Here is a 15778-nt window from a genome sequence, read left to right as displayed (position 1 = left end):
AAGCGGGCGACAACGTAGGCTGCCTGCTGCGCGGCGTGGACCGTAAAGAAATCGAGCGCGGTCAGGTACTCGCCAAGCCCGGCAGCATCAAGCCACACACCAAATTCAACGCCGAAGTGTATGTACTGACCAAAGAAGAGGGTGGCCGTCACACCCCGTTCTTTAACGGCTATCGCCCGCAGTTCTACTTCCGCACCACCGACGTCACCGGAGTAGTCAAACTGCCTGAAGGCGTAGAGATGGTCATGCCCGGCGACAACATCAAGATCGACATCGAACTCATCACCCCCATCGCCATAGAAGAAGGCTTGCGTTTCGCCATCCGTGAGGGCGGCCGTACCGTGGGCGCCGGGGTGGTTACCGGCATCAACGAATAATTCAGGTACCGGCTTTTAGAATAATAAGGGTAAAGAATTGGCAGCGGTCGATTCTTTACCCTTATCTTGACAGCGACTTTGAATTGTGATAAAGTTGGAAAGGTGATTTCTAAAGCGATCAGGCTTTTTTTAGTTTAGGGAGGTGGACCAGGTGAGAGTGGGAGTAACGCTGGCCTGCACCGAATGCAAGCGCAGAAATTATACTACTACCAAGAACAAGAAAAACGACCCCAATCGTATTGAAATGAAAAAATACTGCAAGTTTTGCCATACACACACTGTGCATAAGGAAACCAGATAAATTTATTATGCCTAGTTTTTATTTTAGTTAAGGATGTGGCATAATGGCCGTAAGTAAAAAGCAGGAAAAAACTTCTAAAAAAGACAAGAATACCGGCAAAGAACTGGTCAAGAAAGACAACCGCAAGGAAGTGGCTAAAAAGAATGCTGCCGCCAAACCTAACCGGATTGACCAGACCAGGACCTTTTTCCGGAGCGTTATAAATGAACTTAAGAAGGTACACTGGCCCAACCGCAGGGAAACTTCGATTTATACATCGGTGGTTTTGGTTTCCGTTGTTTTTGTTGCCGTACTGATTTGGATATTCGATATTATTCTCGGTTCGGTTATGGGCGTGATTATAAAATGAATCAAGGGGGTGAGGGACCTGCGTTCACGCCGGGTCCCTTGTGTTTATGAATAAGCGCTGGTTTGTCATTCATACCTATTCGGGATATGAAAACAAGGTTAAGGCGAACCTGGAAAAGCGCATTGAATCCATGAATATGGAGGATAAAATATTCCGTATTCTGGTTCCCATGGAAGACGAGATTGAAATCAAAGACGGCAAGAAAAAGGTCACCAAAAGGAAAGTTTTCCCCGGTTATGTGCTGGTGGAAATGATTATGACCGACGATTCATGGTATGTAGTGCGCAACACCCCCGGGGTTACCGGGTTTGTGGGCAGTGGTTCAAAACCCATCCCGCTTAATGAAGAAGAAGCCCAGGCTATTATCCGGCAAATGGGTATGGAAGAACCCCGGACCAGGGTTGATTTTAATGTGGGAGAACAGGTACGGGTCGTTTCCGGACCGTTCGAAAATTTCGGCGGGGTTATTGAAGAGATATTGCTGGATAAAGGTAAACTAAGGGTGTTGATTTCCATGTTTGGCCGGGAAACCCCGGTGGAACTTGAATACAATCAGGTGGAAAAAATAAGCTAGCAGCCAAGGAGGTGTGACAGATGGCCAAACGCGTGGCAGCGGTTATCAAGCTGCAGGTGCCGGCAGGAAAGGCTACACCCGCACCGCCGGTCGGGCCGGCTTTGGGTCAGCACGGCGTTAACATCATGCAGTTTGTCAAGGATTATAACGAGCGGACTGCCAAACAGGCGGGAATGATTATCCCGGTAGAGATAACCGTGTACGAGGATAGGAGTTTTATGTTCATTACCAAAACTCCGCCGGCGGCAGTGTTGTTGAAAAAGGCGGCCGGGCTGGAAACCGCATCGGGCGAACCCAACAGGAAAAAAGTGGGCAAAGTTACCAGCGCCCAGGTGCGGGAAATTGCTAAATTAAAAATGCAGGATTTAAATGCCGCCAATGTGGAGTCAGCCATGCGCATGATTGAAGGGACCGCCCGCAGCATGGGCATAGAAGTAGTAGGTTGATAAATTTATGTTAAAATGTGGGAGGATTTATCCGTTAACACCACAGGGAGGTAAAGCACATGCCGAAACACGGAAAAAGGTATCAGGATGCCACCAAACAGGTTGACCGCACCATACAATACGAACCGCTGGAGGCCGTTGAACTGCTGAAAAAACTGGCCAACGCCAAGTTTGATGAAACAGTGGAAGTGGCTGTCAGGCTCGGTGTCGACCCCAGGCACGCCGATCAGCAGATTCGCGGTGCCATGGTTCTGCCGCACGGCACCGGCAAGACCAGAACCGTGCTGGTCTTTGCCAAGGGCGATAAGGCGAAAGAGGCTGAAGAAGCGGGCGCTGATTTCGTCGGCGCGGAAGATATGGTGGAAAAAATCCAAAAAGAAGGATGGCTGGGTTTTGAAGTGGCCATTGCCACCCCGGACATGATGGGTACGGTGGGTAGATTGGGTCGTATCCTTGGTCCCCGCGGCTTGATGCCCAACCCCAAAACGGGCACGGTTACCTTTGATGTTGCGCAGGCCGTACAGGAAGTAAAAGCGGGCAAAATAGAGTACCGGGTGGATAAAGCGGGGAATATTCATGCTCCTATCGGCAAGGCTTCTTTTGACAATCAAAAACTGGCCGAAAATTTAAAGGCCCTGGTGGAGCAATTGATTCGGGTCAAGCCCGCCGCAGCCAAAGGGCAGTATATTAAGGGCGTAACGGTATCCACCACCATGGGGCCCGGGATTAAGGTCAACGCTCAGAAAATTACCGCGTAAAATTATAAAACCGCATAATGATACCTAGCCGCAGACAGCAGGTGCCCGAAGGGCTTAATGGCTTACACCGCCGCCAGCCGAGGCCGGGGGGGATCAAAACCTGTGAGCGTTTTGCTTAACGGGCCTCTGGCATGCTGTCTTAAGCCGGGGGCTTTTTTAGTTGTTATTATTACGTTGACAAAAGGAGGTGTACATATTGCCGATTACCAAGCAGCAAAAGGAACAAATGTTGGAAATGCTCAAGGAAAAAATGGGTTCCTCGCAACTCATTGTGCTGGCTGATTACAGGGGCGTTAATGTGGACGCCATGACCAAACTGCGCCGGAAGATGCGCGAGTCGGGCAGCGAGATGAAGGTAGCCAAAAATACCATTACCAAAATCGCGGCCCGGGAACTGGGCTTGGAAGGGGTTGACCCCTACCTGGAGGGTCCCATCGCCCTTGCCTTCGGGTTCGAGGACCCGGTGGCGCCGGCCAAGATAATGAATGAATTTATCAAAGAACAGAAAAAAATGGAAATTAAGTGTGGCATCCTGGAAGGTAAGATTATCGATGCCGCACAGGTCAAGGCCCTGGCCAACCTGCCGTCCCGGGAAGTGCTGTTGGCCAAAGTGCTGGGCGGTATGCAAGCCCCCATGTACGGGTTTGCCGGCGCGCTGCAGGGATTGCTCAGAAATCTTGTTTATGTGCTTGAAGCCGTGCGGGAGAAAAAAGCCGGCGAAACAGCCTGATAATGGTTTCAAAGCACCTGTAACCGGCGTTCGGGTAGCTTGAAAATTACTCATTTATTATTTCAATATTTTAAGGAGGTTTATTTCTATGTCCAAAGTCGCAGAAATTCTGGAAGCCGTAAAAGGTTTAACCGTATTGGAACTGGCCGAACTGGTCAAGGCATTTGAAGATGAATTTGGCGTAAGCGCCGCCGCCCCCGTGGCTGCCGTCGCTGCTCCTGCCGCCGGTGGTGCTGCAGCCGCTCCGGCCGAAGAAGAGCAAACTGAATTCGACGTTATCCTTAGCGCCGTAGGCGATAAGAAAGTCAACGTAATTAAAGTGGTTCGCGAAGCTACCGGTCTGGGCCTGAAAGAGTCCAAGGAACTGGTGGACAGCGCTCCCAAGCCGATCAAGGAAAAAATCAGCAAGGATGAGGCCGAAGCTCTCAAGGCCAAGCTGGTTGAAGCCGGCGCCACCGTCGAAATCAAGTAATTATAACCATAGCAAGAAGAACGATAACAAAAAGCCGCACCCCGATTCGGGTACGGCTTTTTGCGTCATTATGCTTTTAGCTAATATTTGCTTGACACGAAAAAAATATCATGTTATAATCCAAGAATGTCGGCTTAAGACAAGTTTAGCGAAATTACAATATTCTGCATGTTTATTTTATCACTTATTAAAAAAATATGCATTATCAATATGTGTATCCTTTATAAAAATAATGGAAACAATACATTAGATAGCTTATTTTGTTTTGCGAGCGAGGGATTGCCTTAGACAAGACCTTGCTTTTCGTTGTTTATCAATTATAAATGCCTTTTCATTTTTTTGGGGGTGTGGTGCTGTAAATGTATCCTGAACAACTGGGTACCAGAACCAGGTGGAATTTCGGCAAATTCCAGGAGGTTCTGGAGCTTCCCAACCTCATTGAGGTGCAACGCAACTCGTACGAGTGGTTTCTGAACACCGGGCTCAGGGAAGTATTTCATGATATTTCTCCGATTCAGGATTTTACCGGTAACCTGGTGCTGGAATTCCTGGATTATAACCTGGGCAATCCCAAGTACGGCGTTGAACAGTGCAAGGAGCGTGACGTTACATATGCCGCCCCGCTGCGGGTCAAGGTGCGCCTGATTAACAAGGAAACAGGCGAGGTCAAGGAACAGGAAGTTTTTATGGGTGACTTTCCGTTAATGACCGACAAAGGCACATTCATCATTAACGGAGCCGAGCGGGTTATCGTAAGCCAGCTGGTTCGTTCACCCGGCGTTTATTTTTCCGAAACGCATGATCCGAGCGGCAAGAAGCTTTATGGTGCCACTATCATTCCCAACCGGGGCGCCTGGCTGGAATTTGAAACCGACGTAAACGACCACCTCTATGTACGCATTGACCGTACCAGGAAAATCCCGGTAACCGTATTGATCAGGGCTTTGGGTTACAGTTCCAATATCATGATCACCGATTTGTTTAATGAAAACCTGCATATCCAGGAAACCCTCGCCCGGGACAATACCGATTCTGAAGAAGATGCCCTGGTAGAGATTTATAAAAGACTGCGGCCCGGCGAGCCACCGACGGTGGACAGCGCCCGTTCCCTGTTGGAGACGCTCTTTTTTGACCCCAAACGCTATGACCTGGCCATTGTGGGCCGGTATAAGATTCACAAGAAATTGAAGCACGGCGTCCTTTACCGCTATCCGGAAACAGATAACCCCGAAACCGAATTCGACCCGTACCTTAAGGCCGAAGTGCCTAAGGAGCGGGAATTTATCCGGGAACTTACCGTCCAGGACATTATTGAAGCCGTGCGCTACCTGCTGCGCTTGATGGAAGGCGAAGGCCAGGCGGATGATATCGACCACCTGGGCAACCGGAGGCTGCGTTCGGTGGGCGAACTGCTGCAGAACCAGTTTCGCATCGGTCTGTCCCGTATGGAGCGGGTGGTGCGCGAGCGTATGACCATTCAGGACGTGGACGTGATTACACCACAGGTACTGATCAATATCCGCCCGGTGGTGGCGTCTATCAAGGAGTTTTTTGGCTCCAGCCAGCTAAGCCAGTTTATGGACCAGACCAACCCGCTGGCCGAATTGACGCACAAGCGCCGCCTGTCGGCCCTGGGTCCCGGGGGACTGTCACGGGAGCGGGCCGGTTTTGAAGTGCGCGACGTGCACCACTCGCACTACGGTCGCATGTGTCCCATTGAAACGCCGGAAGGTCCCAACATTGGCTTGATCGGCTCGCTGTCCACCTACGCGCGGATTAATTCCTTCGGGTTTATAGAAACCCCGTACCGCAAGGTGGACAAGGAAAACCGGCGGGTGACCGACGAGATTGTCTATCTTACCGCGGATGAAGAGGAAGAAGTCATTATTGCCCAGGCCAACGCGCCCCTGGACGATAATTCTTACTTTATCCATGACCGGGTGAACGCCCGGCATGGCAGGGAAATCCTGGTGGCGCCGGTGGAACGGGTGGACTATATGGACGTTTCACCAAAGCAGGTGGTCAGTGTCGCCACCGCTTTGATTCCGTTTCTGGAACACGATGACGCCAACCGCGCCCTGATGGGGGCCAACATGCAGCGCCAGGCGGTGCCGCTGCTCAGGACGCAGGCCCCTTTGGTGGGCACCGGCATTGAATATACAGCGGCCCGGGATTCCGGGGTGGTTAAATTGGCCCGGAACAGCGGGGTCGTGGAAAAAGTGACGGCGACCGAAATAGTCATTCGTACTGACGAGGGGAAAATTGATAAGGAAAAACTGCTTAAATTTTCCCGTTCCAACCAGGGCACCTGCATAAACATGCGACCGATAGTCGACAAGGGGGACCGGCTCACCGCCGGGCAGGTCATTGCCGACGGCCCGTCCACCGACCATGGCGAGCTGGCCCTGGGGCGCAACGTTCTGGTAGCCTTTATGCCCTGGGAGGGCTATAACTATGAGGACGCCATTCTGGTTAGCGAAAAAATGGTGAAGGAAGATTACTTCACCTCCATCCATATTGAAGAGTACGAGTGTGACGCCCGGGATACCAAATTGGGTCCCGAGGAGATCACCCGGGATATTCCCAATGTGGGCGAAGAGATACTTAAGGACCTGGATGACCGCGGGATTATCCGGGTGGGCGCCGAGGTGCGCCCCGGCGACATCCTGGTGGGCAAGGTGACGCCCAAGGGGGAGACCGAGCTTACCGCCGAGGAGCGCCTGCTACGGGCCATTTTTGGTGAAAAAGCCCGGGAAGTGCGGGATACATCTCTGCGGGTGCCGCACGGTGAGGCGGGCAAGGTGGTTGACGTCAAGGTGTTTTCCCGGGAGAACGGCGATGAATTGCCGCCGGGCGTCAACCAGCTGGTGCGGGTATATATTGCCCAAAAACGAAAAATTTCCGAGGGGGACAAAATGGCCGGGCGGCACGGCAACAAAGGTGTCATAGCGCGCATTTTGCCCGAGGAAGACATGCCTTTCTTGCCCGATGGTACACCCATTGAGATTGTGCTCAACCCTCTGGGGGTGCCGTCCAGGATGAATATCGGCCAGGTGCTGGAAACGCATCTGGGTTGGGCGGCGCACGCTCTGGGCATACATGTGGCCACACCCGTTTTCAACGGGGCACTGGAAGAGGACATCGTTGAACAACTGGAAAAAGCAGGTCTGCCCACCAGCGGTAAAATCACCCTGTACGACGGCCGGACGGGCGAGCCCTTCGACAATCCGGTCACGGTGGGTTACGTATATATGCTCAAGCTGGCGCACCTGGTGGACGACAAGATTCACGCCCGCTCCACGGGCCCCTACTCGCTGGTGACCCAGCAGCCCCTGGGCGGCAAGGCCCAGTTCGGCGGCCAGAGGTTCGGCGAAATGGAGGTCTGGGCGTTGGAGGCTTACGGCGCGGCTTATACCCTGCAGGAAATTCTTACCGTAAAATCAGACGATGTGGTGGGCCGGGTCAAAACTTACGAAGCCATAGTCAAGGGTGAAAATGTACCCGAGCCCGGCGTTCCCGAGTCCTTTAAAGTATTGATCAAGGAACTGCAGAGTCTTGGCCTGGCTGTCAAGGTGCTGTCCGAGGACGATCAGGAGATTGAGATCAAGGAAGTGGAAGAAGATATAGCCGAAACGGCGAAGGATTTGGGCATCGAACTGCACGAGGACCGGGGACGACGGCGGGATGACGAACAGAACGATGATTATGACGAGTCCCAGGACGGTGAGAACGAAGAAACAGATGAGTTGGATGATATTGATGAAGAGGAGCTTTTAGCCAAAGCCGGGAACTATGATGACCTGGAAGAGGCAAGCGATGTCGACGGGGACTTGCTTGATTTTGACCCCGCTGAGGATAATTTCGAAGACGAGTAGAAAATCCGAAGGGAGAGAGGCCCTTGCTGGACTTGAATAACTTCGACCGTATCCGTATTGGCCTGGCATCACCGGATCAAATCCGGGAGTGGTCAAGTGGTGAAGTAAAAAAACCCGAGACCATTAATTACCGTACCCTCAAACCCGAGCGGGACGGTCTTTTCTGCGAGCGCATTTTCGGTCCCACCCGGGACTGGGAATGTCACTGCGGCAAATACAAGCGCGTTCGCTACAAGGGCGTGGTGTGTGACCGCTGCGGTGTCGAGGTCACGCGGTCCAAGGTGCGCCGGGAAAGGCTGGGGCACATTGAACTGGCCGCCCCGGTATCCCATATCTGGTACTTCAAAGGGATTCCCAGCCGGATGGGGCTTTTGTTGGATATGTCGCCGCGGGCATTGGAAAAGGTGCTTTACTTTGTTTCATATATTGTCATAGACCCGGGTGAAACGCCGTTAATTAAAAAGCAGCTGCTTACCGAAACGGAATACCGGGAACACCGGGACAAATACGGCAATAGCTTCAAGGCGCTCATGGGGGCGGAAGCCATCAAGAGGCTTTTGGAGGAAATTGACCTGGAAGAGATGAGCCGAGAACTGCGCCAGGAACTGCGCGACGTGACCGGGCAACGCAAAATCCGGGCCACCCGCCGCCTCGAAGTGGTGGAATCTTTTCGCAAAAGCGCCAACCGCCCGGAGTGGATGATCATGGACGTCATTCCGGTTATTCCACCTGAATTGCGCCCCATGGTGCAGCTGGACGGCGGCCGGTTTGCCACCTCGGACTTGAACGATCTGTATCGCCGGGTGATCAACCGCAATAACCGCTTAAAAAGGCTGCTGGACCTGGGGGCGCCGGATATCATTGTGCGTAATGAGAAGCGCATGTTACAGGAGGCCGTGGACGCTCTGATCGACAACGGACGCCGGGGCCGCCCCGTAACCGGGCCGGGTAACCGCCCGCTGAAATCACTCAGCGATATGCTTAAAGGTAAACAGGGCCGGTTCCGCCAGAACTTGCTGGGCAAGCGGGTGGACTATTCCGGCCGTTCCGTGATTGTAGTGGGGCCCAAGCTGCAGTTGCATCAGTGCGGACTGCCCAAGGAAATGGCCCTGGAGTTGTTTAAGCCTTTTGTGATGAAAAAACTGGTCAATGAGGGGTACGCCCATAACATCAAAAGCGCCAAGCGGATGGTGGAGCGGGTGCGCCCCGAAGTTTGGGACGTACTGGAGGAAGTAATTAAGGATCACCCGGTGCTTTTAAACCGCGCTCCCACGCTGCACCGTCTGGGCATCCAGGCTTTTGAGCCGAAACTGGTTGAAGGGCGGGCTATTCAAATTCACCCCATGGTTTGTACCGCTTACAACGCCGACTTTGACGGCGACCAGATGGCGGTGCACCTGCCCCTTTCCGCTGAGTCGCAGGCTGAGGCGCGGCTGTTGATGCTGTCGGCATACAACATTTTGAACCCGAAGGACGGCCGGCCCGTGGCCATCCCAACCCAGGACATGGTTTTGGGCAGCTATTACTTGACCATGGAGAAACCCGATGCGCCGGGTCAGGGCAAAATGTTCCACTGCCCGGACGAGGCCATAATGGCCTATGAAAACGGGGCGGTAAGCCTGCATGCCCGGGTGAAAGTGCGGATCCGGGGCGAGGTCGTGGAAACCACCGTAGGCCGGGTCATATTTAACATGGCTATTCCCAAAGAGCTGGGGTATTTCAACAAGGTGGCGGACAAAAAGGCACTGAGCCGGATCGTCGAAGAAACTTACCGTAAGCTGGGTTTCTCTGCCACGGGCCGGTTGCTGGACGGTATTAAACAACTGGGCTTTCGCTTTGCCACCAGGGCCGGGGTGACCATCGGCAACGCAGACATTATTATTCCCAATCAGAAAAAAGAAATCCTGGCTGACGCCGAAAAACAGGTGGAAAAGGTGGAAGTGCAGTACCGTAGGGGCCTGATCACCGAAGAAGAACGCTACCGCAAGGTCATTGGCATCTGGAACGACGCCACCCGGCAGGTAACCGACGCGCTTATTGAATCGCTGGATAAATTCAACCCTGTGTATATGATGGCCAATTCCGGCGCCCGGGGTAATATCCAGCAGATTCGCCAACTGGCCGGGATGCGGGGCCTTATGGCCGACCCCTCGGGGCGGATCATCGACCTGCCCATTAAGGCCAACTTCCGTGAGGGCCTGACGGTGCTGGAATACTTTATTTCCACGCACGGCGCACGCAAGGGTCTGGCCGACACCGCCCTGCGCACGGCGGACTCGGGTTACCTGACCAGACGTCTGGTGGATGTGGCTCAGGATGTCATCGTGCGGGAAGTGGACTGCGGCACTGAAGAAGGCATTTACGTGGAAGAAATCAAGGATGGTACCGAAGTTATTGAAAAGCTGGAGGACCGTATTGTCGGGCGGATTGCCCGGGAAGACGTGGTGCACCCCGGGACCGGCGAAGTGCTGGTGCGGGGCGGCGAAATAATTGAACACGAAGACGCGGCAAGAATTGTCGAGGCCGGCATAGAAAAAGTTAAAATCCGTTCCGTCCTTACCTGCAAGAGCAGGTACGGCGTGTGCATCAGGTGTTACGGCCGCAACCTGGCCACCGGTCGCGTAGTGGATATCGGGGAGGCGGTGGGCATTATCGCCGCCCAATCCATCGGCGAGCCGGGCACCCAGCTCACCATGCGCACCTTCCATACCGGTGGCGTGGCCGGTGACGATATTACCCAGGGTTTGCCGCGGGTGGAGGAGCTTTTTGAAGCCCGCAAACCCAAAGGTCAGGCCATTATCGCCGAAGAGGGCGGCGTGGTGGAAATCAGGGAAGTTAAAGGCCGCCGGGAAATCGAAATCACCGGGGACGACGGCATCAAGAACAGCTACGTTGTGCCCTACGGCGCCCGCCTTAAAGTGGAAGACGGCGACCGGGTCGAGCCCGGCGACGAGCTTACCGAGGGCTCGGTGAACCCCCACGACTTGCTGAAAATCAAAGGCCCCAACGGCGTGCAAATTTACCTTTTGCAGGAAGTGCAGCGGGTGTACCGCCTGCAGGGCGTGGATATCAACGACAAGCACATTGAAGTGATGATTCGCCAGATGCTGCGCAAGGTGCGGGTGGAGGATCAGGGAGACACTATGTTGCTGCCCGGCGGGCTGATCGACATATTTGATTTGGAGGAAGAAAATAAGCGCGTTGAGGCCGAAGGCGGGCAGCCTGCGGTGGCCAAGACGGTGCTGCTGGGCATCACCAAAGCCTCGCTGGCCACAGACTCTTTCCTGTCGGCGGCATCATTCCAGGAAACCACCCGGGTGCTTACTGAAGCGGCTATCAAGGGGAAAATGGACCCGCTGTTGGGCCTGAAGGAAAACGTGATTATCGGCAAGCTCATTCCCGCCGGCACCGGCATGAGCCGGTACCGCAATATTGAGCTGGAACTGCCCGAAGAAGTTGTCGAGCCGGGTGAAGAAGACACGGAGCTGGAACTGCAGGTTGAGTAGGTTGGATCAGTAGAGTCACAGCTGAATTTATGCGCCCGTATTATGCGGTTGCCAAAGATGGAACGCGTTGGACGGGGTTGTTCGTCCCTGCAAGCGATGTATCGGAGCGCCGGTAACGGGACTTGGCGAAGCTGAGGTTGCCGGATTGGCGGGACGAATCGCGCAGAAACAACTTGCTTGGCAGTATATATAGATGCGACTGTAAAAGCGAACCAAGCATTATTATCACGTAGCGCGCAATATGCAGGAACACCAAATCCGGCCCGAAGCGAGCCATAGTCCCGTCGGCGCGTAGATTCTAAGCGCAGCGGGGACGAACAACCCCGTTGAAGCAGTGTTTAAATGTAGACCATAATCTGTTTACAATGCTAATCACGGTCCCAAAAGAGAAAATTATTGACTTTGGTTGCCGGTAATGATATTATGTTTGAGTGCGTGGATTGACGGAGGTTGATCGGGTATGCCTTATAAGCGGCTGCAGGCGGCGAAACAAAAGACCGTGGGTAGCAAGCAAACCATTAAGGCATTAAAAAAAAATCTGCCCAAAGTGGTATATGTAGCCGATAACGCGGAAAAACATGTTATTGACCCCATTGTCAAGGCCTGCGTGGAAAAAAACGTTCCGCTTATCCGTGTGGATTCCATGAAAAATTTGGGCAAAGCCTGCGGTATCAAGGTCGAGTGTGCTACGGCGGCTATTATTGAAGATTAATCATTTTTAAATAATTACCTGCGTAAAGGAGGTGTAAGTAAACATGCCGACAATTCACCAGCTGATCAGAAAAGGCAGGGAGAAGCAGACCCAAAAATCCACCGCCCCGGCATTGAAGGAATGCCCGCAAAAGCGGGGAGTTTGCACCAGGGTATACACCACCACTCCCAAAAAGCCCAACTCGGCGCTGCGCAAAGTAGCCAGGGTCAGGCTGACCAACGGTATCGAAGTTACCTCCTATATTCCCGGTATCGGCCACAACCTGCAGGAACACTCCGTGGTGCTGGTACGCGGCGGCAGGGTCAAGGACCTGCCCGGCGTGAGGTATCACATTGTCCGGGGGGCGCTGGACTGCGCCGGGGTACAGAATAGAAATCGCGGCCGCTCCAAGTATGGTGCCAAGCGGCCCAAGAAGTAAACGAATATCTCATTAAGCAATTGTTATTTGTTTTTCATATCTGCATTACCATTCTTATGCGGCAGAATCAGGATGCATGCTCCATTTCTTTGCAAAGGGGGGAAAACGGATGCCCAGAAGAGGTGCTGCACCCAAACGGCATGTTATGTCGGACCCGGTATACAACAGCAAGGTGCTCACTAAATTGATAAACCAAATCATGCTCGACGGGAAGAAAAGCGTGGCGGAGAAGATCTGCTACGGCGCGTTTGAAATAATTCGCGAGAAAACGGGCAAAGATCCGATGGAAGTTTTTGAGCAGGCTTTGAAAAACGTCATGCCTGTTCTGGAAGTAAAGGCCCGGCGCGTCGGTGGCGCCAACTATCAGGTGCCCGTCGAAGTAAGACCCGAGCGCAGGCAGACTCTGGCTATTCGCTGGATCACCAAGTATTCCAGGGAACGTGCCGGTAGGACCATGGAACAGCGTTTGGCGGATGAGTTGATGGACGCGGCTAACAATACCGGAGCTTCAGTAAAGCGGAAAGAAGATACCCACAAAATGGCGGAGGCCAACAAGGCGTTTGCCCATTACAGGTGGTAAAAAAGGGGGGGTCTTTATGGCGAGGCAATTTCCGCTTGAAAAAACTCGTAATATAGGTATCATGGCACACATTGACGCCGGAAAGACCACCACCACCGAGCGCATCCTGTTTTATACGGGTAGGGTGCATAAACTGGGCGAAGTCCATGACGGCGCGGCAACGATGGATTGGATGATCCAGGAACAGGAACGGGGTATCACCATTACCTCCGCCGCTACGTCGTGTCAGTGGCGTGATCATTGTATTAATATCATAGACACACCCGGGCATGTGGACTTCACTGTGGAGGTGGAGCGGTCGCTGCGGGTGTTGGATGGGGCAGTCGCCGTTTTTTGTTCGGTCGGCGGTGTGGAACCACAGTCCGAAACGGTATGGCGGCAGGCTGACAGGTACAAAGTGCCCCGGATTGCCTATGTTAATAAAATGGACCGCGTGGGCGCCGACTTTTACCGCGGCATGGAAATGATGCGCAAGAGACTGGGCGCCAACCCGGTAGCCATTCAGTTGCCCATCGGCGTGGAGGAGAATTTCTACGGCATTGTAGATCTGGTTCGCAACAAGGCCATCAAGTATGTCGATGACCTGGGAACCAGGAGTGAAGAAACCGATATTCCCGCGGATATGTTGGAATTGGTGGCCGAATACCGGGATAAACTCCTGGAGGCTGTGGCGGAATTTGATGAAGAGCTGATGCTCAAGTACCTGGAAGGGGAAGAGTTGACTGTCGATGAAATCAAGGCAGCCCTGCGCAAAGCCACCCTGGCGGTGAAAATCGTACCCGTGCTGTGCGGGTCATCTTTTAAAAACAAGGGCGTTCAACCGCTCTTGGACGCCATTGTTGATTTTATGCCCTCACCGGTTGATGTGCCCGCTATTCGCGGCCTGCACCCCGACACCGGCGAAGAGGATGTCCGGGAGGCCAAAGACAGTGCGCCGTTTTCCGCCCTGGCTTTTAAAATAATGACCGACCCTTACGTAGGTAAACTCACTTATTTCCGCGTATATTCAGGGCAATTAAACAGCGGCTCATATGTTTTCAACACCACCAAGGGCAAGCGGGAGCGCATCGGGCGCATTTTGCGGATGCACGCCAACCACCGGGAGGAAGTGAAGCAAATCCACGCCGGGGACATCGTGGCCGCCGTGGGGTTGCGTGACACATCCACCGGGGATACATTGTGTGACAGTGACTACCCGATACTGCTGGAATCGATGGAGTTTCCCGAGCCCGTCATCTCTGTGGCCATCGAGCCGGATACCAAGGCGGATCAGGATAAAATGGCAGTAGCCTTGCAAAAGCTGGGCGAAGAGGATCCCACATTCAAAGTGCACATTGATCCGGAAACGGGGCAGACCATTATCAGCGGCATGGGTGAGCTGCATTTGGAAATTATCGTGGACCGGCTGCTGCGCGAATTCAAGGTCAAAGCCACAGTTGGCAAGCCGCAAGTTTCTTATAAGGAAACCATTCGCAAAAAGGCCAAGGCGGAGGGCAAGTTCATCCGCCAGTCGGGTGGTCGCGGCCAGTACGGCCATGTGGTTATTGAAATTGAACCGGCCGAGCCGGGTACAGGGCTGGAATTTGTTAATAAAATTGTCGGTGGAGTGATACCTAAAGAATATATACCGGCGGTGGAAAACGGTGTCAGCGAAGCCATGGCCAACGGTGTTCTGGCCTCTTATCCGCTGGTTGACCTGCGGGTCACCCTGTTGGACGGCTCCTATCACGACGTGGACTCTTCGGAAATGGCCTTTAAGATAGCGGGCAGCATGGCGCTGCAAAGCGCGGCTAAAAAGGCCGGGGCAGTGCTGCTGGAACCGGTCATGAAAGTGGAAGTCGTGGTTATGGAAGAGTACATGGGAGATGTCATCAGCGACATCAATTCCCGCCGGGGACGCATTGAGGAAATGGAGCCCCGGGGTGTTAACCAGGTCATTCACGGTTTTGTCCCCCTGTCGGAAATGTTCGGGTACGCCACCGAGTTGCGTTCCAGAACCCAGGGGCGCGGCACCTATACCATGCAGTTCAGCCACTATGAGGAAGTACCGCAAAATATAGCGGAAAATATCATTGCTAAACGATTTTAAGGATTTGGCAAGGAGGAATTGAAAAACCATGGCAAAAGCGAAATTTGAGCGTACCAAACCGCACGTAAACATTGGTACCATCGGCCACGTGGACCACGGCAAGACCACCTTGACCGCGGCCATCACCACCGTACTGTCCACCGTGGGCCACGCTTCCGTCAAGAAGTATGACGAAATCGACAACGCGCCGGAAGAAAAAGAGCGCGGCATCACCATCAACACGGCGCACGTGGAATACGAGACCGAGAATCGTCACTATGCGCACGTGGACTGCCCGGGTCACGCCGACTACGTCAAGAACATGATCACCGGCGCCGCCCAGATGGACGGCTCCATATTGGTAGTATCGGCGGCCGACGGCCCCATGCCCCAGACCCGTGAGCACATCCTGCTCTCCCGCCAGGTAGGCGTGCCCTACATTGTAGTATATCTGAACAAAGCCGACCAGGTAGACGACCCTGAACTCTTGGAACTGGTCGACATGGAAGTGCGTGAACTGCTCAGCCAGTACGAATTCCCCGGTGACGACGTACCCGTCATTACCGGCTCGGCATTAAAAGCCCTGGAATGCGGCTGCGGCAAGCGCGAATG

15 protein-coding genes and 1 other annotated feature are annotated in these 15778 nt (G+C 53.5%); all 15 genes read left to right on the top strand.

Annotated features, from left to right (window positions below; translation table 11 throughout):
* Nucleotides 1-377 (top strand): EF-Tu C-terminal domain-related protein (locus BM299_RS17655; protein WP_483863699.1); only part of this gene is annotated, 377 nt, incomplete at its 5' end.
* Between the two features lie 151 nt (nucleotides 378-528).
* A complete protein-coding gene (rpmG, locus tag BM299_RS17650) occupies nucleotides 529-678 on the top strand; it encodes a 50S ribosomal protein L33 (RefSeq protein WP_092487575.1) in 150 nt (49 codons plus the stop codon).
* Nucleotides 679-721: 43 nt separating this feature from the next.
* Entirely contained in the window at nucleotides 722-1027 is a 306-nt protein-coding gene (gene secE / locus BM299_RS17645) for a preprotein translocase subunit SecE (protein ID WP_092487572.1), read from the top strand.
* Between the two features lie 46 nt (nucleotides 1028-1073).
* Nucleotides 1074-1601: a transcription termination/antitermination protein NusG gene (gene nusG / locus BM299_RS17640; protein ID WP_092487578.1), complete on the top strand. Its 528-nt coding sequence runs from the start codon at nucleotides 1074-1076 to the stop codon at nucleotides 1599-1601.
* 20 nt (nucleotides 1602-1621) lie between these two features.
* Entirely contained in the window at nucleotides 1622-2047 is a 426-nt protein-coding gene (rplK, locus tag BM299_RS17635) for a 50S ribosomal protein L11 (RefSeq protein WP_092487569.1), read from the top strand.
* A 59-nt stretch (nucleotides 2048-2106) separates the two neighbouring features.
* Nucleotides 2107-2805, top strand: a complete 699-nt coding sequence (gene rplA / locus BM299_RS17630) for a 50S ribosomal protein L1 (RefSeq protein WP_092487566.1) — start codon at nucleotides 2107-2109, stop codon at nucleotides 2803-2805.
* 10 nt (nucleotides 2806-2815) lie between these two features.
* Nucleotides 2816-2972: a sequence feature (ribosomal protein L10 leader region), on the top strand.
* 29 nt (nucleotides 2973-3001) lie between these two features.
* Nucleotides 3002-3535 carry a 50S ribosomal protein L10 gene (gene rplJ / locus BM299_RS17625; protein WP_092487564.1) on the top strand — a complete coding sequence of 178 codons (534 nt, stop codon included), beginning with the start codon at nucleotides 3002-3004 and terminating at the stop codon, nucleotides 3533-3535.
* Between the two features lie 88 nt (nucleotides 3536-3623).
* On the top strand, nucleotides 3624-4007 hold the full coding sequence (gene rplL / locus BM299_RS17620; RefSeq protein WP_092487561.1) for a 50S ribosomal protein L7/L12: 384 nt from the start codon (nucleotides 3624-3626) through the stop codon (nucleotides 4005-4007).
* Nucleotides 4008-4366: 359 nt separating this feature from the next.
* Nucleotides 4367-7882 (top strand): DNA-directed RNA polymerase subunit beta, encoded by a 3516-nt coding sequence (gene rpoB / locus BM299_RS17615; RefSeq protein ID WP_092487558.1) that lies wholly within the window; start codon nucleotides 4367-4369, stop codon nucleotides 7880-7882.
* Nucleotides 7883-7905: 23 nt separating this feature from the next.
* Nucleotides 7906-11388, top strand: coding sequence for a DNA-directed RNA polymerase subunit beta' (gene rpoC, locus BM299_RS17610; RefSeq protein ID WP_092487555.1), 3483 nt, complete (start codon nucleotides 7906-7908; stop codon nucleotides 11386-11388).
* A 460-nt stretch (nucleotides 11389-11848) separates the two neighbouring features.
* Nucleotides 11849-12100 carry a ribosomal L7Ae/L30e/S12e/Gadd45 family protein gene (locus BM299_RS17605; RefSeq protein WP_092487552.1) on the top strand — a complete coding sequence of 84 codons (252 nt, stop codon included), beginning with the start codon at nucleotides 11849-11851 and terminating at the stop codon, nucleotides 12098-12100.
* Between the two features lie 43 nt (nucleotides 12101-12143).
* Entirely contained in the window at nucleotides 12144-12518 is a 375-nt protein-coding gene (gene rpsL / locus BM299_RS17600; protein ID WP_092487549.1) for a 30S ribosomal protein S12, read from the top strand.
* Nucleotides 12519-12627: 109 nt separating this feature from the next.
* Entirely contained in the window at nucleotides 12628-13098 is a 471-nt protein-coding gene (gene rpsG, locus BM299_RS17595; RefSeq protein WP_092487546.1) for a 30S ribosomal protein S7, read from the top strand.
* A gap of 16 nt (nucleotides 13099-13114) precedes the next feature.
* The gene (fusA, locus tag BM299_RS17590) at nucleotides 13115-15187 is read left to right on the top strand and encodes an elongation factor G (protein ID WP_092487543.1); all 2073 of its coding nucleotides are present in this window, start codon (nucleotides 13115-13117) and stop codon (nucleotides 15185-15187) included.
* 28 nt (nucleotides 15188-15215) lie between these two features.
* A partial coding sequence (locus BM299_RS17585) for a GTP-binding protein (RefSeq protein ID WP_114340126.1) occupies nucleotides 15216-15778 on the top strand: 563 nt, incomplete at its 3' end.

It is taken from the genome of Desulfoscipio geothermicus DSM 3669 (assembly GCF_900115975.1).
Lineage (GTDB): Bacteria > Bacillota > Desulfotomaculia > Desulfotomaculales > Desulfallaceae > Desulfoscipio > Desulfoscipio geothermicus.
Note: the sequence above shows the minus strand (reverse complement) of the source record. Positions and strands in the feature narration are given on the sequence as shown.